The 20,263-nt window shown below is 48.5% G+C and carries 17 protein-coding genes; 7 read left to right on the top strand and 10 right to left on the bottom strand.

Going from position 1 to position 20,263, the window contains the following annotated elements; translation table 11 throughout:
- Positions 1–77 precede the first annotated feature (77 nt).
- The 5 genes from ACTOY7_RS15480 (at position 78) to pgmB (ending at position 6,794) form a co-directional block, all read left to right on the top strand.
- Positions 78–1,568 carry a glycoside hydrolase family 140 protein gene (locus ACTOY7_RS15480; RefSeq protein ID WP_482671042.1) on the top strand — a complete coding sequence of 497 codons (1,491 nt, stop codon included), beginning with the start codon at positions 78–80 and terminating at the stop codon, positions 1,566–1,568.
- A gap of 97 nt (positions 1,569–1,665) precedes the next feature.
- Positions 1,666–1,848 carry a hypothetical protein gene (locus ACTOY7_RS15475; RefSeq protein WP_004068952.1) on the top strand — a complete coding sequence of 61 codons (183 nt, stop codon included), beginning with the start codon at positions 1,666–1,668 and terminating at the stop codon, positions 1,846–1,848.
- A gap of 326 nt (positions 1,849–2,174) precedes the next feature.
- Positions 2,175–3,884 (top strand): glycoside hydrolase family 3 protein, encoded by a 1,710-nt coding sequence (locus ACTOY7_RS15470; RefSeq protein ID WP_482671041.1) that lies wholly within the window; start codon positions 2,175–2,177, stop codon positions 3,882–3,884.
- Positions 3,885–4,499: 615 nt separating this feature from the next.
- The gene (locus tag ACTOY7_RS15465; protein ID WP_482671040.1) at positions 4,500–5,993 is read left to right on the top strand and encodes a family 43 glycosylhydrolase; all 1,494 of its coding nucleotides are present in this window, start codon (positions 4,500–4,502) and stop codon (positions 5,991–5,993) included.
- A 165-nt stretch (positions 5,994–6,158) separates the two neighbouring features.
- The gene (pgmB, locus tag ACTOY7_RS15460; RefSeq protein WP_482671039.1) at positions 6,159–6,794 is read left to right on the top strand and encodes a beta-phosphoglucomutase; all 636 of its coding nucleotides are present in this window, start codon (positions 6,159–6,161) and stop codon (positions 6,792–6,794) included.
- Between the two features lie 17 nt (positions 6,795–6,811).
- Here pgmB and ACTOY7_RS15455 read toward each other — a convergent pair whose 3' ends face one another.
- The 7 genes from ACTOY7_RS15455 to ACTOY7_RS15425 all read right to left on the bottom strand — a co-directional run bounded on the left by ACTOY7_RS15455 (position 6,812) and on the right by ACTOY7_RS15425 (position 13,956).
- Positions 6,812–7,459 (bottom strand): ATP-binding cassette domain-containing protein, encoded by a 648-nt coding sequence (locus tag ACTOY7_RS15455; RefSeq protein WP_482671038.1) that lies wholly within the window; start codon positions 7,457–7,459, stop codon positions 6,812–6,814.
- A gap of 13 nt (positions 7,460–7,472) precedes the next feature.
- Complete coding sequence (locus ACTOY7_RS15450) at positions 7,473–8,909, bottom strand: ABC transporter permease (RefSeq protein WP_482671037.1); 1,437 nt, start codon at positions 8,907–8,909, stop codon at positions 7,473–7,475.
- Positions 8,910–9,045: 136 nt separating this feature from the next.
- Positions 9,046–9,978 (bottom strand): sensor histidine kinase, encoded by a 933-nt coding sequence (locus tag ACTOY7_RS15445; RefSeq protein ID WP_482672710.1) that lies wholly within the window; start codon positions 9,976–9,978, stop codon positions 9,046–9,048.
- Between the two features lie 161 nt (positions 9,979–10,139).
- On the bottom strand, positions 10,140–10,805 hold the full coding sequence (locus ACTOY7_RS15440) for a response regulator transcription factor (RefSeq protein ID WP_004068935.1): 666 nt from the start codon (positions 10,803–10,805) through the stop codon (positions 10,140–10,142).
- 256 nt (positions 10,806–11,061) lie between these two features.
- The gene (locus tag ACTOY7_RS15435; protein WP_004068934.1) at positions 11,062–12,078 is read right to left on the bottom strand and encodes a PDDEXK nuclease domain-containing protein; all 1,017 of its coding nucleotides are present in this window, start codon (positions 12,076–12,078) and stop codon (positions 11,062–11,064) included.
- 64 nt (positions 12,079–12,142) lie between these two features.
- Positions 12,143–12,820, bottom strand: a complete 678-nt coding sequence (locus ACTOY7_RS15430) for a 3'-5' exonuclease (protein WP_004068932.1) — start codon at positions 12,818–12,820, stop codon at positions 12,143–12,145.
- 176 nt (positions 12,821–12,996) lie between these two features.
- Positions 12,997–13,956 carry a calcium/sodium antiporter gene (locus ACTOY7_RS15425; protein ID WP_482672233.1) on the bottom strand — a complete coding sequence of 320 codons (960 nt, stop codon included), beginning with the start codon at positions 13,954–13,956 and terminating at the stop codon, positions 12,997–12,999.
- Positions 13,957–14,465: 509 nt separating this feature from the next.
- On the opposite strand from ACTOY7_RS15425, the gene ACTOY7_RS15420 reads away from it, so the two are divergent.
- Both ACTOY7_RS15420 and ACTOY7_RS15415 read left to right on the top strand, forming a co-directional pair.
- Positions 14,466–16,325, top strand: a complete 1,860-nt coding sequence (locus ACTOY7_RS15420) for an IS1634 family transposase (protein WP_004068927.1) — start codon at positions 14,466–14,468, stop codon at positions 16,323–16,325.
- Between the two features lie 460 nt (positions 16,326–16,785).
- Complete coding sequence (locus tag ACTOY7_RS15415) at positions 16,786–17,220, top strand: helix-hairpin-helix domain-containing protein (RefSeq protein WP_004068925.1); 435 nt, start codon at positions 16,786–16,788, stop codon at positions 17,218–17,220.
- A gap of 220 nt (positions 17,221–17,440) precedes the next feature.
- On the opposite strand, the gene tnpC is transcribed toward ACTOY7_RS15415, so the two are convergent.
- The 3 genes from tnpC to tnpA all read right to left on the bottom strand — a co-directional run bounded on the left by tnpC (position 17,441) and on the right by tnpA (position 20,147).
- Positions 17,441–19,111: an IS66 family transposase gene (tnpC, locus tag ACTOY7_RS15410; protein WP_004068924.1), complete on the bottom strand. Its 1,671-nt coding sequence runs from the start codon at positions 19,109–19,111 to the stop codon at positions 17,441–17,443.
- 296 nt (positions 19,112–19,407) lie between these two features.
- On the bottom strand, positions 19,408–19,761 hold the full coding sequence (gene tnpB, locus ACTOY7_RS15405; protein WP_369123241.1) for an IS66 family insertion sequence element accessory protein TnpB: 354 nt from the start codon (positions 19,759–19,761) through the stop codon (positions 19,408–19,410).
- The gene (gene tnpA / locus ACTOY7_RS15400; RefSeq protein ID WP_004068922.1) at positions 19,755–20,147 is read right to left on the bottom strand and encodes an IS66 family insertion sequence element accessory protein TnpA; all 393 of its coding nucleotides are present in this window, start codon (positions 20,145–20,147) and stop codon (positions 19,755–19,757) included. Before tnpA ends, tnpB begins: the two co-directional genes overlap by 7 nt.
- Between the last annotated feature and the right edge of the window lie 116 nt (positions 20,148–20,263).

Genomic DNA, 20,263 nt, shown 5'->3' with positions numbered 1-20,263 from the left:
AATCTGTTCTATCGATTATGTATAAAGTATTGTACAAAGAGCTGCTTTGCAGACTGCATATAATGAAAGAGGAAGAAATGATGGAGAAATTAAGGATTTCGGAAAACAGGCGTTATTTTGTCACTGCCGACGGCAAGCCGTTTACATGGATTGCGGACACGGACTGGACGATCCCCCAGAGGCTGAAATGGGACGATGTGGAATATCTGATGAAAAAGAGAAAAAGTCAGGGCTTTACCGTGCTCCAGATCGTGGCGCTGGACCCGGAGCGGGATATGGAGATGCACAGCCCGTCCGGGGAGAAGGCGCTTTTAAACGACGATCCGGACACGCCAAACGAGCGCTATTTTGAATATCTGGACTGGATTCTGGATAAGGCGGAGTCGTACGGCTTCTATGTCCTGCTCCTGCCTGTATGGGGCCAGTTGGTGGTTGGAAGCGACTGGAGCGGCTGTACCTATGAAAAGACGATTACCGAAGAAAACGCGTACCGCTACGGCCGGTGGATCGGAAACCGCTACCGGGAGAAAAACCATATCCTCTGGTGTCTTGGAGGAGACCGCCAGCCCATCCATGACGGGGTGGATTATAAAAATGTGTGGAGGCGCCTGGCGGAAGGAATCGCCAAAGGCGTGCTGGGTCAGGACTTAAAGTACAACCAGCCTGACGATGCCTGGAAGGACGTCCTGATGACCTACCACGCATGCCACGAGATGCAGACAGGGGAATGCTCCACTATGTCTTACTGGACGGACGAGGAAGCCTGGATTGATTTTATCATGCTGCAGTCCGGCCATGGCCTGACCCCGAAAAATTATGAACTGGTGGAAAAGGAATACAGCCGCAAAAAAGTGATGCCGGTATGGGATGGGGAGCCAGCCTACGAGATGATGCCCACCTCTTGGCCCATCACTCCGGAAACGAAGACGCACGGCTCCTGGATGACAAGAAAACGGGCCTACTGGTCGCTGTTTTCCGGCGCGTTTGGGTATACCTACGGGCACGCTTCCGTATGGTGCTGTGTTTCCGAGCAGGAGAAAAGCCCCATCAGCAGCCAGACATGGTATGAAGCGCTGCAGTCCGAGGGCTCTGAACAGATCCGCTATCTGCGGCAGTTTTCTGACAGCCTGCAGATCATGACCGCCCGTCCGGCCCGGGAGATACTGCCTCAGACCGAGGGGGAGGATGTGCTGGATCTGCATCTGCAGGCATGTACCTGCCTGGATGAAAGGTTTGCCTGCGTCTATTTTCCAAGCGGGGGCGGAGCCGTCCTGAACCTGGGAAATGTCTGGAATCCGGAAGCGCCCCGGGAGTTTGACGGGGAAGTCTGCCTGTGGTGGTATAATCCGAGGGACGGAAAGTTCTATACCCACGCCGGGCAGAGGGCAGAAGCAGCAGAGACTGCACAGGCAGCCGGAGGGAAACTCAGCGTATCCGCCCCAGATTCCGGCCCGGAGCATGACTGGGTGCTGATTGCGTCCAGAGAACAGACGGAGGCTCCGGTGAAAGAACAGACCTATTATAATATGGATGAGGAAAAGGCGGTAAAGAAAGTATTTGAGTGGTAAAAAAGAGTGCTGTTAAAGGCTTTACACTCAAAAATCCTTTTGTTATAATGAAACTATCTCATAGACGTATTTTCATCATAACGAAGGAGGGAATTACATGACTGAAAAAGAAATGCTGCAAAAAAATATTGAAGAGTTTTCCAGATTACAAAATTATATGATACTGTCTGAAAAAGATTCAGAAGCGTATAAAGTTATGAAAGATCGGTATATTGAATTAAAAGTAATCTTGACAGCTTGTGGTATTAATTTGACAGAGCTTGATAAGATAAAAGAATAGCTTTCATAATCTACAATTAAAAAAGGCGGGGCAGTCAGGAAATAGCTGATTTTCCACAATATATCGCGGGTCATCGAACATGCGCGGTATGTTGTGTATAAATCCTATTTCCCGGCTGCTCCTTCTTTTTTTGTTCTTCAAACCGTAAACAACAGCCAGGAAAGCTGAACGCATCCGGTCATACACTGAAAAAATGTCGGATTCAGAAAAAAATAATACATTGCATTCCACTTTTTGCAGGCGTATGCTGTATATAGAATCAGGACAAAGGGATTCTGAAAAGCATGCTGTGAGAATTGGCTGCATCGGTTAAGGAGGAAGATGAGATGTTGGATTTAAAAGCAAATCCGTTTTTTCTGGATGACAAAAAGGAAAAATGGGTCTACGACACACTGGCGGGGATGAGCACAGAGGAGAAGATCGGGCAGATGTTCTGCCCCGTCGGCGGCAATACGGAGGAAGGGTTCTTAAAGGAATTTCTGGAGGAGTACAAACCCGGCGCGATCATGTACCGGCCCATGCCGGCGGCAGAGATCCAGAAGACACACCGCTTTCTTCAGGAGCATTCCAGAATCCCCATGCTCTTCGGCGCGAACCTGGAATCCGGCGGCAACGGGATCTGCTCGGACGGGACGTATTTTGCAAGGCCCATGGGGGCGGGGGCTACCGATGACTCGGTACAGGCTTACCGCCTGGGGGCGATTGCGGGAAAAGAAGCTATGGCCGTGGGATGCAACTGGGCCTTTGCGCCCATCTGCGACCTGGATCTGAATTTCCGCAATCCCATCACCAACGTGCGGACCTTCGGAAGCGACCAGAAACGGGTCACCACATTTGTCAGGGAACAGCTAAAGGGGCTCAGTGACCAGGGCGTTGCCGCGGCGGTCAAGCATTTTCCGGGGGACGGAGTGGATGAACGGGACCAGCATCTGGTGGCCTCTGTGAACAGCCTGTCGGTGGAAGACTATGACAGAACCTACGGGGCCGTCTGGCAGGAGGTTGTGGATGCGGGGGCACTGTCCGTCATGGTGGGCCATATCCTGCAGCCTGCGTACAGCAAGTACATCAATCCGGAATTGAAGGACGAAGAGATCCTTCCGGCCACCTTGTCAAAAGAAATCCTCCAGGGGCTGCTGCGGGGAAAACTGGGCTTCAACGGCATGATCACGACGGACGCGACGCCGATGGTGGGCTTCAATACCCCCATGAAACGCTCCCAGGCAATCCCGGCCGCACTGGCAGCAGGGTGCGATATGATCCTGTTCAACAAGGACATCCGGGAGGATTACCGGTTTGTGCAGGAAGCCATCGCAGACGGCCGTCTGAGCATGGAACGGGTGGACGAGGCCGTGACCCGGATTCTGGCCATGAAGGCGGCCATGGACCTGCCCGGAAAAAAAGAAAAGGGGATCCTTGTGCCCGGGGAAGAGGCGCTGTCCGTTGTTGCCTGCGAAGAGCATCGGGCATGGGCGAGAGAATGTGCGGATAAAAGTGTGACTCTTGTAAAGGATACACAGAACCTGCTCCCGATCTCCCCGGATACATATAAAAGAATCCGCCTTTACATTCTGGAGGACCGCCTGGACGGCGGCTTCAAGGATGGAGACGGGGCCATTGGACTGGTAAAGGAAAAGTTGGAAAAGGAAGGCTTTGAGGTAACGCTGTTTGACTATTCCAGACCGGATTTTCATGAGATGTTTGAAGGCGGCGTGGAGGATATCCAAAGCAAATTCGACCTGGCGGTCTACGTGGCATGCCTGGATACGGCCAGCAACCAGTCCGTGAGAAGGATCGACTGGCTGCACCTGATGGCGGCGGACGCACCCTGGTTTTTAAACGAGGTTCCGGCAATGTTCATTTCCATTGCAAACCCATACCATCTGTTGGATGCGCCCATGTTTCGGACGTTTATCAACGGGTACACGCCCACAGAGGAAGTGGTGGATCAGGTGATTGATAAGATCGTGGGAAGGTCCGCGTTTCAGGGAGTGAATCCGGTGGATCCGTTCTGCGGGGTATGGGGAGCGGAGTTTTGAGGAAGTGCAGATGCATGACCATAAATAGTAATGGATTGGCCTAAAGAACGATCCAGCGTTGACGCTTAAATAATTTTCACAATTAAAAATAATTCCAAAGATCTTCTTTGGCAAGGGAATCAGTCAGAGTTAACCTCTGGCTTTTTCTATGTAAAGAGCTATGCTCTTACATACCAATCTTATTTAGTTTTTATCTACGCCAAGTATCTTATATAAAGGATTTAGCTGGTCTTTCACTGCGTTCGTAATCTTTTCAATATCTAAACGCTCTATCATACCGTTACTTTGTATTCCTTTGTAATAAACTTTATTGGCCTGTTTGTACAAACGTTGAAGCTTATCATATCCGTTTTTTCCAGATACTTTCGTATTTTATGATAAATCCAGTATGATATTCTGCGTAAATCAAACAAAAGGACAGGCGGTTCGGCAGAAAGCTAAAATAAACAGAAAAGTGGCCGGCAGGAGGTGCTCTGCATAGGATTTTTTAAGGCCGGGAAACAAACTGAAAAAAGGTCGGATTCTGAATAAATTACTACATGGATTCTGTCCCCGGCCGCTGTTATCATGAAAAAGTATTGAAGTGCATCTGAAAAAATCGCGAGGAGGAATTTCATGAAAACATCAGGACTGAATCCATACCTTCCATTCTGGGAGACTGTTCCGGACGGTGAACCCCATGTGTTTGGGGATCGGGTCTACATTTACGGAAGCCATGACCGGCTTGGAGGTACCTCATTCTGTGAAGAGGATTATGTGTGCTGGAGCGCGCCGGTTGAGGAGCCGGGTGTGTGGACCTGTGAGGGTGTTATCTATAAAAAAATGCAGGACCCGCTGAACGGCGCACCCTACGGAAAAAAGCTGCCTGAGATCGGAATGCCCCTGGGAACGGAGGAAAATCCGCATCTTTTATATGCGCCGGATGTGGCGCAGGGGCCGGACGGCAGATATTACCTGTACTATGCGCTGGATTTTGTAAACGTGATTTCCGTGGCAGTCTGTGATACACCCGCAGGACAATACGAATTTCTGGATTTTGTGCGCAGGGAGGATGGTACAATTCCAGATGCGGGGCGATGGTTCGATCCGGCCATCCTCTCAGAAGAAAGCGGGAATTATCTTTATTATGGATTCGCGCCGGCCCGGAAATTTCCGGGGATGGAGCATGTGATATTTCCGGGGGCCATGATGGTGAAGCTGGCACAGGACATGCATACCATCATCAGCGAGCCGAAGTGTGTGGCAAATGGTATAGATACGGCAAAGGGGACTTCCTATGAAGCGCATCCGTTTTTCGAAGCGTCCAGCATCCGGAAGCTGGGAAACCGCTATTATTTTGTTTATTCGAGCCTTCAGGGTCATGAACTGTGTTACGGGACGGCGGATACTCCCGAGGGCCCTTTTGCGTACAAAGGGGTGATCGTATCCAACGGAGACCTGGGATATGAGGGAAATACCCTTGCAGTGAATTATACAGGAAATAACCACGGCGGTCTGGAAAGGATCGGGGACCGGCTCTACATTTTCTGGCACAGGCATACCCATGGAACCGCATTTTCCAGACAGGGGTGCGCGGATGAGGTGAAGATCCAGGAAGACGGAACCATTCCCCAGATTGAGATTACAAGCTGCGGACTCCATGACGGCCCGCTGCCTGCGAAAGGGGCGTATGACTCCTGCATCGCCTGCCATCTCACTGAGGCAGACCGGGAACAGGTAGGGCAGGTCGTGATGAGCGGCCCGGGCGAGGCAGTGCCCGAACTGCCGGAGGAAATGCCGTATATCACGGAAGAGGCGGACGAGACGGGAGAGAAGGGGCTGAAACCATATATCCGCAACCTGCGTACCGGGTCGGCGGCAGGCTTTAAATATTTTCAGTTTGAAGGAACGGAATCCCGGATTACCGTGGAACTGCGGGGCCTCGGATGCCTGGAGGTGCGGGCGGACAGTCCCGATCCACAGGCGGGAACTATGGTCGGGTCGGCAGCGGTGGATTCAAAAAACTGGAAGCATGTAACGTCCGGGCTTCAAGTGGAAGCAGGAAAACATGCGCTTTATTTTCTTGTAAAAGAGGGAACGGTGGATTTTGCGTCATTTGAGATTGAGTGATTTTGCGCAGATATAGAAATTGAGTGATTTTTGTGCAGAGACGGAAATTGAGAGACTTTTTCATAGAGATGGAAATTGAGTGATTTTTTGCAGAGACGGAGATTGAGAGACTTTTATACGGATGTGTGTTGATGCACGAATATAAAATTAAGAAGGAGACAGAACATGAAGGCTTTTATTTTTGATTTGGACGGTGTGATTGTATTTACGGACAAGTTCCACTATCAGGCGTGGAAAAAGATGGCGGACAGGATGGGAATTTATTTTGATGAGGTCATCAATAACCGTCTGCGTGGTGTGAGCCGCGCGGAGAGCCTGGAGATCATTCTGGAAAAATGTGAGGAAGCGCTGACGGAGGAAAAAAAGGCGGAACTGATGGAGGAGAAGAACAACACCTACCGGGAGCTGCTGCATACCATGACTCCCGCAGATGTTTCGGACGAGGTGCGGAATACGCTGGACGCACTGCGGGGTGCGGGCTACAGGCTGGCCATCGGTTCCTCCAGCAAAAATGCGAAATTCATTCTGGAACGGGTAGGGCTTCTGGATGCATTTGACGCAATTTCCGACGGCACCAACATCACCCATTCCAAGCCGGATCCGGAGGTGTTTGTGAAAGCCGGGGAATTTTTGGGGATCGGCGCCGAAGATTGTGTGGTTGTGGAGGACGCATACGCCGGGATTGATGCGGCCCGGGCGGCAGGGATGAAGTCCGTGGGCATCGGGGACGCATCAGGGTACGGGAAGGCAGATTATAAGATCCAGGCATTCAAAGAACTTCTGGACATTGCAGAAATATAAAATTCGGCAATTGTTTTTCATGAAAGAGCGGACAAGGTCCTCTCTTGCAAATGTCCCCGTTTGATCTCCAGCACCACATCCGCCTGATTTGCTACCACGGCAGAATGTGTCACGACCACCACGCATTTTCCGAACCCATGGGCGCTCTCTTTCAAAATGGCCGTGATCTCCTCGGCAGTATCGGCGTCCAGGTTTCCGGTCGGTTCGTCTGCCAGAATGACCGGGGCATCGGAGGCCAGGGCGCGCGCAATCGCCACCCGCTGCTGCTGTCCGCCGGACAGTTTCAGCACATTACGCTGTGCTTCATCTTTTGTAAGCCCCAGCCGTTCTAAAATGGGGGCGGCATCCAGCTTGGCGGTGAGCCGCACATTCTCAAGGGGCGTCATGTAATCAATCAGGTTGTAGCTCTGAAAAATCAGCGAGATATGGTTCCTGCGGTGATGTTCCAGGCCCTTTGCCGTTATGTCCCCGCCGTCAAACAGGACGCTGCCCTGTGTTGGTACATCCAGCCCGCCCAACAGGGACAGCAGCGTAGTCTTGCCAGACCCGGACGGGCCGAGGATGGCGTACATTTTTCCGGTTTCCAGCGACCCGCTGATGTTCTGCAAAACCGCCTTGCCCTTTTCGTAGGCGTAAGAAACATTTTTTAATTCCAGTGTAAACATGATCGTCCCTCCTTCAGCTCATTTTCGACAGGATTTCACGGGGATTCAGCCGCATGGCCATGATAGACGATGCGCTGACGGCCACAATGATAATGGCAAGGCCAATCAGGCAGAGCTGCGCAAGGTTATCCAGCCCAACGGACACCTGGATGCCGTCTTCCGTGGGCAGGGGCTTCTGAATAAGGTTATCTGCACCTGCCTCGACCGCAGCGGCGGCAGTTACAAGGTCGTTATCGTCCTCCGGCTCCGTCTGCATACTCCGTTCCAGCAGGTGGTTGCCGATCTGCCCCGCTACTGCGTTGCTGGTGAAGTAGGACAGGCCAAAGGCGAGGACGGCGATCAGCAGCACCTCAATTAAATACTGCCCGATGATGGCCGTTTTTTTGATCCCCACGGACAGGAACACGCCGATTTCATGGATGCGGGTCTTTGTCCAAAGGGTCAAAAGCAGGGCCAGAATGATGGCGCTGACAACAATAATCACCACCAGCAGGGTCATGACCAATTCATTCAGCGCAGCCAGCGGAGCGGCGGCGTTTTCGTAGGTTTCATTGTCAATCTCAACGGTAAAGGCTTTCCAGTCGAAACCCGGCAGGGCTTTTACATCGGCCACCACCTGCGCCATGTCCTGCGGGTCGGATATGGTGACATGGAGGGCGGAAAAGCCGTAGTTGATTTCTCCGCCGTCAAATTTTTTCGAGGTCTGCAAGTCTACAAACACCCGGTTCTGGATTTTATCGTAGGTAGTGACGGTTTCGCCAAACTGCTCCACCGCGTTCGGGGTAAACAGTCCGACGATCTGTACCTTGATTTCCTGCCCGGTAAAACCCTGATCTTCCACGCTGTAACTGAGGGCGGTAAGATAGTCCCCAATTTTCAGCTCGTTCCGCTCTGCCAAGTCCTGGCTGATGATTGCCGCATGGGTATCATCGGTGGAGATATGCCGCCCCTCTGCCAACGTCAGTGTGCCGGTGGTGAAAAGTTCATCATCCTCCGTGCTGCAGACGCCCAGCACCTTTGTATAGCCCTGATACTTCGCATCTGTTGAAATCGTGCCGGGGAAAAGGGAAAGCCCGTCAAACGGCAAAAGATTGTCCTGCCTTGCACTGCAATACTTTACGCCGGAAAGACCTTTGATTGCCGCAATGTTCTCCGGGGTAAGCTGTACGGTGGAATACATGAGAAAGCTGCTTGATGTCTTGCCGGTTTCCTCGTCCACTTCGTCTTTGACGGGTTCTTTCACTACATAAGGGCTATTGTTCCAATCCACGAAAACGTCAAATTTGCCGCCCAGGCTCTGCCGCAAATCAAATTGTACGGCCTCGGATGCTTTCCAGATAGAAAGCCCCGTCAGGACAAAGGTTGCCATAATCATCAGGATAGTGAACAGGAGAATGGTTTTCCCTCGTTTTCGTGTGACGTATAGAAACGCCCTCTTGAAAATGCTCATGGCTCGATACCTCCATATCGTGATGCTGTTCTTCCGAACGCACCCGCAGAATAACACCCCAATGTGGAATGGGTATGAAACGTATATGGAATTTTTCTGGAAATGAAAAACTCCCCGGCCAGGGAGTTTTCCGCATTTATAGCTGAATTGTAAAACACATCCCAGGCGGAGATTTCATAGGCGCAAAGGAATAGGGGATATTCATAGAGGTCAAGAGCGTATCCACGATATAGAGGCCCAGGCCGTTGCCGCCGCTTATCCGGCTTCGGGAGAAGTCTGGACGGTAGAATGGCTCAAACAGACGGCGAATTTCATCGTCAGGGATAGGCCTGCACTCATTTTTTACCATGAGGCTGCGCCCTTCCATGCAGACGGAAACGGCTTTCCCGGCCTCCGTATAGGCGACAGCGTTTGCGAGAACATTTGATACCGCCTTGCTAAACCGACCAGCCGGAAGTTTCGCGGGAAATTGTTCTGGCAAATCAAGTGAGAAGGTGATCTGATGTGCTGCCGCAATCATCTGATACGGCGCACACAGTTCCGCCATCAGTTCCGCTATGTCAATCGGTTTCGCTGGTTCATCGGTGGTGTTCAGCCTGGAGGTTTCCAAAATTTCATGTACCATCCCGGAAAGCTGCTCCACCATTTCTTTACACTCCGGGAGGTAGGCAGCATAATCCTGATACTTCCCAACGCCTAAAATCATATTTTCCAGGGTGGCGTTCAGAGCCGTCACAGGGGTTTTCAGTTCATGGGATGCCGCCCGCAGGAAGTCAACCTTGGCCCGCTCCATATCACGCACAGCGTCCTTTTCCCGCTCTAAATGTTCAATCGTGGATAGTAAATCAGAATATAGATCATTGACGTTTCGCGCCAGCGTACCAATTTCATCCTTTGTATGAATAGGGCAGTTCACCCCATGGTCTAATTTCATCATCTGCTCGGTTGCCGTCGAAATCTTCTTAATAGGGTCAGTAATCGCTTTAGAAAACAGGAGAGAGCAGACAACGGAAATCAGCAAAGAACAGCTCAAAGAGACGGGCAGGGCCTTTTCTACTGCCTCGGTCACAAATTGCTCCTGTCTGATGCTGACAACAACATCATCCGGGGTACTCACCGCAAGCTGCAGCTGTGGGGCAAGGAGATAGATCAGCCCATGTGTGACCGCAACGACAAATAGCATGATACTCATGGTATACAGAAATATTTTTGGAAATAATTTTAATCGTTTCATGGCTGTACCTCGTATTTATAACCGATCCCCTTAACGGTTACGATACAGTCAAGTCGTAGCTTCTTCCGCAGATTTTTGATGTAGGTGTCCACGGTTCGGTCGATGATCGGGTAGTCAGCCCCCCATAGTTCGTCCAGAATCTGCGAACGGGTCAGCACCAGCCCTTTATGTTCCACCAGCAGTCGGAGCAGATCAATTTCCTTGGGCATGATGTCGATTTTCCCGGCGCTGTCGCTGGCGGTGTAGCCGGAGAAATCGACGGTCACATCACCAAAGGCTATAGTTTGGGGTAACGGGGCCTGTCCACTTCGCCGCAAGAGAGCGGTGATCCGCCTCCCCAGCAGTACCATAGAAAAGGGTTTTGTCATATAATCGTCAGCCTGCTCGTCAAAACTCATGACCTGGGTATATTCGTCCTCAATAGCAGTGAGCATCAGAACGGGCGTTGTGCTTGTCCGCCGTATCTCGTGCAGGACGGACAGACCGCTGACATGGGGCAGCATAATGTCCAGCACAACAAGATCGATGCTGTTCTCACGGAAAAACTGTAACGCATCCCCGCCATTATAGGCCGGGATAACCTTGTGGCCTGCGGGCTTTAGGTATTCACAAATTGCATCGTTGGTCTTGCGGTCGTCCTCAACTACTAATAGTGTTGCCATTGTAGCACCTCCTTGGGGACAGTGTAGCATGGGAATGTGGAATGGGTATGAAATTTTCTTTACAATTTGATTTTATACTGCCAGCCGATACATTTTCTTACGGTTCTTCACGTGTCGATATGCGTACCAAATTAGAACATATCCCCACAAAATCACGGAAATATGGGCAATATATATATAGCACCAATACTGTTCGTGCATCCCTTTTCCCACAAAATATGATTTCACCAATTTTGCACCACCCTGATGCAAAATTTCAATTGATTCTTTTTTCTATATCTTCAATTGATGGCAACTTGTCTTGTAATTCTTCTGAAACACGATTGGAAAGTTTGTATTCACTTACTCCCATTGGTTTATTTACATCTTTCAAAGCATATTCCGCTACCATTTTATCTTTACCCTTACACAACAACAAACCAATTGTAGGGTTATCATTCGACGATTTCAATTCTCCATCGACTGCTGATAAATAAAAAGATAACTTTCCAGCAAACTCTGGTTCAAATTCCACTGTTTTTAATTCTACCACAAAATAACAATGCAATTTCACATTATAAAATAATAAGTCGATGAAAAACTCTCTTTTTCCAACTTGAATCGGATACTGCCGCCCCATAAAAGCAAAGCCTGACCCAAATTCCAACAGTAACTTTGTTATTTGTTGGACAAGGGCATCTTCTAACTCAATCTCTCTAAGTTTTTTCGCATTCGGTATAAAATCAAAAATATATGGGTCTTTAATAATTTCTTCTGCTTGCTCACTGAATGGATTAGCTAACTGTTCCTTAAAATTTGTTGTTTTATCTGCTAATACCTGTCTGTAATACAAACCGCTTTCTATCTGATGTGAAAGCACTGTACTAGACCATCCATTTTCCAGACATTGCTGTGTATACCACATATGTTCCTCTAAATTATCCGTCTTATCTATCAGCAATTTTATTGCACGCCAACTAATTTTTGCACCACCCTGATGCAAAAATTCTTCAGATGGTATTCGTCGTGCGAACTGCTTCATATAATTAAGATTTCTAACGGAATATCCTTCTCTGCTAGGATAAGTCATTCTCAAATCTTTTGATAACGTTTCAACAAATTTATTTCCCCATTGGCTGTACTGAAGAATTACCTTTCCTATGTTCCAAAACAAAATATTGCGTTCAACATTTGCATTTGTCATCACCTGATACTGTGCTTGTGTGATTCTTTCTTTTATCTTTTCCAAAACATCAATATATTCGTCCATGACTATCTCTGCTCTTTTCGCCATTTCATTCACCTCCTTCGCATCACTTCTTATCGTGCCATTTTCCCGGAAGCCCTGGAGGAGAGCCTTAGATATTCTCCGTATATCGACAGTCCGGATACCCGCTGCATCCCCAGAAATCTCCGAATTTTCCGCTGCGTTTTTTCAAAAGCTGGCCGCATCTGGGGCAGGTTTTCAGATTTTGCGCTGCCTTCGGAGAGGAGAGCTCCTGGCCCAGCTTTTCGAAAATCTTCTGATTCATGCTGCAGTCGGCAAGGGCACGGTGGGCTCCGTCTGTGGAAATATGGTAATAAGAGGCCAGATCCGTCAGCTTGTAGTTGGAAAGCTGGGGCAGGCACTGTCTGGCCAGGGGCAGCGTGTCGATGTAATCATTTGCAAGGGTCTTTCCCCAGTATTTTTCCGCGTCACGCCAGAGAAACCTCATGTCAAAGGTATGGATGTTGTGTCCCACCAAAATCTGGTCTCCGATAAACGCGTCAAAATCAGCCAGCGCTTTTTCAAATAAGGGCGCCTGCGCTACCATGTCATCATAGATATGATTCACTTTTGAAGCATGATAGGGGATGGGTCTCTCCGGATTCACCAGCGTTGAAAATTCATCCGCGGTTCTGCCGTTTTGCACCAGTATCGCAGAGATCTCGATGACCGCATCATTGTATGCGCTGGTTCCGGTGGTCTCCAGGTCGAAAACTACATAGTCTGCCGTATATTGATTCCGTTTCTTTCCTCTTTTGTCTCCAAGCATGTTTCTCTTTTCCTCCGCCAATGTATGTGGTGCGCAGTTAGGATTTGCAGTAACGGCGCATATTGCAGCAGGTCCTGAACCGCTGCACAGATTTCATTATAACAGAACTTTTCGCGCCGCGCCATATGTTTGTGGCTGCCGCAGATTGTACCGGAGAAGCCTCCTTTGAACTGCCGTTACCTGAGATAAATATAGACAAAATATATGGCATACATCAACAGGAAGACGAACCCCTCTTTTTTGGAAAGCACCCCCTTGCTCCTGGTAAATACATAAGCAATGCCGCTCATAACGATCAGGAGCAGCATATCAAAGATGGCTTCTCCATCGACTGTGATGGGGGAGATGGCCGCGCTCATTCCCAGGATCAGAAGGATATTGAAAATATTGGAGCCGACCACATTTCCAAGAGCCAGGTCATTTTCACCCTTTTGGGCGGCGACCATGGAGGTGACAAGCTCCGGCAGGGAGGTTCCCATGGCGACGATAGTGAGCCCGATGAAGGACTGGCTCAGCCCATACTGCAGGGCGATCTCGCATGCGCTGTCCACGACCAGATCTCCGCCCAGGATGATTCCGGCCAGCCCGACGAGGACAAGAAGGACGCTTTTCAGGGGGGACATGGTTTCGTAATCCTCCCCGGATTCATCGGTCCGGGCCTTCAAAGCGCCTCTGACCTGTGAAACTAAAAAGACAAGGAATAAGACCAGAAGCGCCAATCCGTCGATCCGGTTCAGATGAAAGCTGCCTGTGCCGTCGAAGAGTCCGCCGAAGGACAGGCCGGTACAAAGCAGTGCAAGCACGGCCGTGATGAGGATGGAAAAAGGAAATTCCTTTTTCAGAACAGTGGGGCTTGCCTTCAGGGGACGGATCACAGAGCAGAAGCCAAGTACAATCAGAAGATTGAAAATATTGGAGCCCAGCACATTGCTCACGGCCAGTCCATTCTGCCCCTTGAGAGCGGCGGTGACGCTGACAGAGGCTTCGGGCATGCTGGTCCCGAACGCGACCACAGTCAGCCCGATGATGATCGTCGGGATCTTCAAAAGCTTTGCCGCGCTGGAGCTCCCGTCTACAAAAAAATCCGCGCCTTTGATCAACAATACAAATCCCAGAACTAAAAATACATATACCATTTTTCTCCTCCCTTTGTCTGTGTGGCCTGCAGCAAAAAAAGACTTTTACTGCAGAGTTACAACTGTTATGTAATCCTGCAATAAAAGTCTTGCTAATTGACAATACGAACCGGATCATATCAGGAATGAACGTGGTGACGATTTCGTATCACACTGAGAACGAAAAGGCAGGGATGTGAAAAAACAAAGGCCCTGGTGCTGTTCTCAATGGAAGCTACTCCCTTTTATTGAGCACAATACCTGCATGGAATATGCAGGAAAGTTTATGCCATTGCGGATAGTTTAACTCTGTTTTATCCAAAAGTCAAGGAAAAATTGTGGTTCACGGCTCAACCGTAAAAAAGGAGGTTACTGTTCACATGGTGTCGTGCACCCGGGTTTTCGACAGTTTCAAGTATGAAAAATTGTTCTAAAGCCTTATTGTAGGCGTATTTTATTGTCAAATTTTTCTTATTTTTATGTTGTATGTGCTGTATGTTTGTGATATAATGTTTTTGAGGTGATGTTCTATGAAGCTTTACTTTGATAAACGTCTCAAGGATCCTACCTATTACGCACAGCAGGGAATCCGAAATGGGAAAAAAACTACCACTCGAAATATCAAAAACTTCGGGAAGCATTCTGAACTTCTCAAAGTAACAGACGATCCGGAAGCATATGTCAGAGAAGAAATCAGAAAAATGAATGAAGAGTACCGCGTTGGTAAAGTCACTTTTAATCTGACTGCCGATTTTAACGAAAAGGTGAAATCTACAGAGCTTGAAGCCTCTTCCTCCAACTGGGTCAACATCGGATATTTCTTTCTTCAGAATATTATGAAACATCTCAGCCTTAAAGAATTCTTTCGCCAGAAAACGGACACCCGGAGAGTTACATATGACTGTTTTACAATCTCACGTTTCCTTACCTACGCGAGAATCCTGGATCCCAGCTCTAAGCTTGCCACCTGGAATCGCCGGGATTCCTACTACGAGCAGCCGGATTTCGATTACCAGCACATCCTCCGGTTTATGGATCTTTTAGAAAATAATTATGACGATTACCTGATGTGGCTTTTTAAGTATAGCAATTCGATCGTCAAACGTGATACTTCTGTCCTTTATTATGACTGTACGAATTTCTACTTCGAGTGCGAACAGCCCGACGAAGATATCGTGGATGAAGTGACCGGTGAGGTGATCCATGGATTGAGAAAATATGGCCTGAGCAAAGAACACCGCCCGAACCCGATTGTAGAGATGGGACTTTTCATGGACAGCAGGGGCATTCCCATCACCATGTGCCTCCATTCCGGTAATACCAGTGAACAGCTTACGGCAATCCCTTTAGAAAAAGAAGTCCTTAAAATGATAGATGGTTCCAAATTCATTTATTGTGCGGATGCCGGCCTGGGTTCCTATAACATCCGTAAATTTAACAGTATGGGGGGCCGGGCCTTTATTGTGACCCAGTCCATCAAAAAACTTAGTAATGCACTCAAGCAAGCGGTATTCAATGACTGCGATTACCGGCTGCTGTCCAACGACACCTTGATAAAAATAGAAGATATGAAGGGCTTTGACAGACACAAGAAAGAAAACCTGAAACTATATAATGATTTCGCGTATAAGGTAGTCCTTGCAGATAAGGTCATTGATCTTGGGCTGTACGAAGAAAAAATATTAAAAAATGGCAAAGTCAAACGCGTGAAAGCAACCGGCACTCTCAAACAGCGCCTGATCATAACGTTTTCAAGAAAAATGATGGAATATCAGAGAACTGTACGTGACCGCCAAATCGAACGTGCACGAAAGCTGTTAGAGAAAAAAGATCCGGAAGAAATAAAAAAAGGGCCAAATGATGTAAAACGATTTTTGAAGCGGGTCGCTCATACAAAATCTGGCGAAAAAGCAACCATTGAATATGTTCTCGACGAATCGAAGATTGCAGAAGAAGAGAAATATGACGGATATTATGCCGCAGCAACAAACCTTTGTGACCCGGCCAAGGAAATTCTGGCAGTTTCACACAAGAGATATCAGATAGAGGATTGTTTCAGGATCATGAAAACGAATTTCACCGGAAGACCTGTAAACCATCGATTGCCGAATCGTATCAGGGCGCACTTTCTGATATGCTATACGGCATTGCTGGTATATCGCTTGCTTGAGGCCAGGCTGGATGATCAGGGGACACATGTCACTCCGGAGAATCTGATCACCACATTGAAAAACATGAATGTAACGAATATACATGATGTCGAGTATATGGCACTCTACAATGGCAGCAAAGCACTTGATGCACTGAACCAATTAACATCTTTAGATTTGGATAGACTTCATTACAAACCAACGGAACTGAATAAAAAAATAAAAAAAATTTTAGGATAGCGATTACATACAACATTTTTTGCCAAAGAAAACTCCGGCAATCCCAGTATTTATAAGGATTATCGGAGTTTTTAAATTTTCAAAGTGTCGAAAACGGGAGTTTAACTCTGTTTTATCCAAAAGTCAAGGAAAAATTGTGGTTCACGGCTCAACCGTAAAAAAGGAGGTTACTGTTCACACGGTGTCGTGCACCCTGCTGCACGGCGACCGGCCAATAAGGTGACATTTGCCATAATATCCAGCCCCTCGCTTCTTAATCAAGATTGTATCCCATAGATTTTAGAAAATGTAAAAACGATAGGTTATTCATCGCTTACAATGATGCTTCCTGTACTGCCCTGATGTGGTACAAATTAGAAGGCTGCGAGCGGGATTGTGCGTATCATGAAAAAACTGGAGAAGGAAGGGCGGAATAGTTTTTCCATCAGCCCGGTATACAAAGGAGGAGCTGCCTACGGAAGTGGCCCGGCAAAACCCGGAAGCTCCGGGAATTTTTCAAGCTTACGGGATTGAACTTCCAACCGGTGAAAACTTAGAGGCAGAGTTGGATGGAGAATGGAAAAAAGGAAAGTATGGGTTCCAATTGGATGTTTCCTATTTTCATGTGGATATCCCCCAAACCGCAGACGGAATCGAAGCATACCTTTCATCCGATATGATTAAGGGGATTGGGCCGGTGCTTGCACATTGTATTGTAGAGAAGTTTGGAAAACGCTCCCTCTATGTGTTAGACCATACACCGGAGAGGCTGCTTTACATCCATGGCATTTCAGAAACGAAGCTGGAAAAGATACAGGAGCATTTCGGGACAGGGGCTTACCATATCATCCGTGAAAATCCATTCCGGCTCTGTGAGATTAAGGGATTTGGGTTTTTGACGGTAAGCGATGAATAACCTGCCGGTTTTACATATTCTAAAATCTGCGGGATAATCTTTTTGATGGATAAGTGATTGACCGTATTCAAGATCTGTTCATAATAAGTTCTTAATAGAACCGAAGTATATTAGATTTATAAGTTTAAAAACGGAAAAAGGCTCCATAGCCTCCTGGAACGATAAACAGGATATCGCTTTTTATCAGCGATTGTTTTTTATCACAAATAAGGGGCAGCTATCACAGTGGTATCTGCCCCCGGTTCTCCGGCGTTTCTGTTTCCGTGTCCATCACCTTGGAACAGCGTTCCTTTATAAAGTCACTCCACGGCATCATTGCTTCCACGCCTGCGGGCTCTTCCTTATAGTCCGGCATGTAAAGCAACAGGGTGTAAAGGTATTGGAACACGTTCAGGTGGTTTGCTTTCGCGGTTTCTACCAGGCTATAGATGATGGCACTCGATCTCGCGCCGTTTACGGTATCGTGGAAAAGGAAGTTCTTTCTCCCGGTCGCATAGGACTTTGCACATCGTTCCGCCCGGTTATTCGAAATCTCACATCGCCCATCCAGCAGGTAGTTGCCCAGAAGTTCCCGATGGTTAGACGCATAGTTTACGGCTTTTTCCAACAGGCTGCCGCCCAGCGGCTCTACCGTTGCAAGCCAGGACCAGAAGCTGTCCCAGACAGGGACTTCCAACTCCAGGCGTCTGGTCTTTCGTTCTTCCGGGGACATCGCTTTTAGTGTCCGCTCTATACGAAAGAGTTGGTTGCAATAGCAAAGTCCGACCTCTGCTGGAATCCTCTGTTCTTCCTTTGCTTTTTCCGGATCAGCCGCATCTCCCGGGATTTCTTCCGGTGAGTTGATGTCCAGCAGTTTTACTCTCTTTCGGCGGGCTGCCGGAATTGCTTCGAAGAAATATCTCCGGCAATGGGCAAGACAGCATACCAGGGTCACATTCTCCACGCTGTTGTAGCCGGTATAGCCATCACACTCCAACAGTCCGGAGAACCCTTCCAGGAAATTTTTCGCATATTCACCTGCCCTCCCGGGCTGGTAATCATAAAGGATGATGGGCGGCTGGCCGTCGTTGCCGGTGAGATATATCCACAGATAAGAGTTTGAGGATGCCGCTTTCCCTTCCTCATGGAGGACCTGGCAGACGGTCTCATCCGCATGGAGGAGATCCCGTTTGATCAGGTATCCATGGAGCAGGTTATAAACAGGCTCGAAATAGGCCAGCGCGCATTTGATACACCAGTTTGAGGTCGTCTCCCTGGCAAGCGGGGCACCCATTTGGAGCCAGTCCATTTCCTGGCGGTAAAAGGGAACCGAGTTCAGGAATTTCTGGTACATGACAAAGGCTGCCATAGACGGGGAAGCCGGGCTGTGTGCCAGCAGGGCAGTCGGTACCGGCGCCTTGACGATCGTGCCGGTATCTTCCTCACGGCAGACCGGACATGCAAGGACTTCCTGCATATATCGGATCCGTTCTACCTTTGCGGGCGTAATCCGCAGTTCCTCACGTACAAACTGCCATCCGATGGTCTCCATCGCAGCGTCACAATCCGGACAAAGCCTCTGGTCTTGCGGCATCGCACAGTGTACTTCCCTGACCGGCAGGTTTTTGTAGAGATCTTCCCGCTTGGCTTTTGGTTTCCGGCGGGTATGGCTGCGGACAGTGGATTTCTCCGTCGGCTCTTCCTGCCCTGCTTCCTCCTGGGCAGCCCTGCCGGCGGTCCTTTCCCTGGAAGTGCCGAAAAATTTCCTCTGGAATTCCGCAATGGTTTCATTCAGGTTCGCAACCGTAGCGTTTAGTTCCTGGATGGTTTTTTGGAGCTCCTGGATCTGTGCATTCTTTTGTTCAATTGTTTTTTGCAGGAATTCGATCAAATCGTCTTTATATTCCTCCACAGTCTGACCCGCCTTTCTGTTTTCGTTCCCTTTATTATAGAGGAAAACATGGAAGTCTGCAAACTGGCCCGGATACGTCCATCGGCATTTTGACGGACTTCTGATGTGTGGATCACTTCTGAAAATGCGGACTTATCCACCAAATGGCAGGATCCTTATTCACAGAAATTGTCCGTCAGGCAGCTATTTGTGGATAAGCCTCCTGAAAATCTGCCGTTGTGTGGATAACCTTTCTTTTTCCGGCTCCTAAGAGCAGAAAAAAGAGTTTTAAATTCTCTGTTTTTCACAAATACGGTCTAGAAATCCCTTTTTTGTGATGGACGTAACGCCCTGGGCTGGTCAATGGAAAGCCCTTCCATAAGCCATCGGTATTCCTGCCGGGTAAGCATCCGTGATTCGGAGGCATTACGCGGCCATTGAAAACGGCCGGAGTCCAACCTCATATAAAGCAGAACAAAACCGTTTTTATCATGGTACAGTGCTTTGAGCCGGTCTGTCTTCCTGCCGCAAAAAAGATACAGTGTGTTTGCGTAAGGATCCATTTGGTAATGATCCCGGAGGATCGACATAAGGCCATTGACCGAAAGCCTCATGTCTGTACGCCCTGTGATAAGGCAGAGCTTTGATACTCCGGAAATATCGCCTAACACAGGCTGCGCAGCGCAAGAAGGGTATTTTCGATGGTTTCTCTCGCCGCGTGATTAGAAATCTCAATGGGGATTCCCTGGAAATCGAACCGGAGCGCAGCCCCATTGGCAGTGAAGGGATTCGGTGATGAAATTTTTTCCTGGCCTGAAAATAAGCTTTTCGAAATATCCAGACAGATAACTTCCTGTTTTTCGTAGGGGATGGCCTGGTGTATTTTTCGCGGGATCGTATAGCCCTTCTGGCGGAGACGCCGCGAATGGTAGTCAATGGCCTTTTCCGTAATCCCATGCTGTTCACACCAGATTTTAACTTTCAAGCTGCTGGTCTTACAGTCCTTGATCAGGTCGAACCATTCCTGGTCGGTACGTTTGATACGTTTTTGAGCCATGTAAGCTCACCTCTTCTTAGAGGGGTCTCGGAAACCTAATAAGCATTTGAGAAAAATAGGGACGCAATAAAAAGGCAGAGGTGTTAGAAATGATATAGAGGGGAATGAAAGACGGA

It is taken from the genome of Schaedlerella sp., assembly GCF_056796775.1.
The sequence above is the reverse complement of the archived record's forward strand: the minus strand, read 5'-3'. Positions and strand labels throughout refer to the sequence as shown.

Coding starts and splice junctions, on each gene's coding strand:
- ACTOY7_RS15480 (WP_482671042.1), top strand. CDS start 78: ATGATGGAGAAATTAAGGATTTCGGAAAACAGGCGTTATTTTGTCACT.
- ACTOY7_RS15475 (WP_004068952.1), top strand. CDS start 1,666: ATGACTGAAAAAGAAATGCTGCAAAAAAATATTGAAGAGTTTTCCAGA.
- ACTOY7_RS15470 (WP_482671041.1), top strand. CDS start 2,175: ATGTTGGATTTAAAAGCAAATCCGTTTTTTCTGGATGACAAAAAGGAA.
- ACTOY7_RS15465 (WP_482671040.1), top strand. CDS start 4,500: ATGAAAACATCAGGACTGAATCCATACCTTCCATTCTGGGAGACTGTT.
- pgmB (WP_482671039.1), top strand. CDS start 6,159: ATGAAGGCTTTTATTTTTGATTTGGACGGTGTGATTGTATTTACGGAC.
- ACTOY7_RS15455 (WP_482671038.1), bottom strand. CDS start 7,459: ATGTTTACACTGGAATTAAAAAATGTTTCTTACGCCTACGAAAAGGGC.
- ACTOY7_RS15450 (WP_482671037.1), bottom strand. CDS start 8,909: ATGAGCATTTTCAAGAGGGCGTTTCTATACGTCACACGAAAACGAGGG.
- ACTOY7_RS15440 (WP_004068935.1), bottom strand. CDS start 10,805: ATGGCAACACTATTAGTAGTTGAGGACGACCGCAAGACCAACGATGCA.
- ACTOY7_RS15435 (WP_004068934.1), bottom strand. CDS start 12,078: ATGGCGAAAAGAGCAGAGATAGTCATGGACGAATATATTGATGTTTTG.
- ACTOY7_RS15430 (WP_004068932.1), bottom strand. CDS start 12,820: ATGCTTGGAGACAAAAGAGGAAAGAAACGGAATCAATATACGGCAGAC.
- ACTOY7_RS15425 (WP_482672233.1), bottom strand. CDS start 13,956: ATGGTATATGTATTTTTAGTTCTGGGATTTGTATTGTTGATCAAAGGC.
- ACTOY7_RS15420 (WP_004068927.1), top strand. CDS start 14,466: ATGAAGCTTTACTTTGATAAACGTCTCAAGGATCCTACCTATTACGCA.
- tnpA (WP_004068922.1), bottom strand. CDS start 20,147: ATGGCTCAAAAACGTATCAAACGTACCGACCAGGAATGGTTCGACCTG.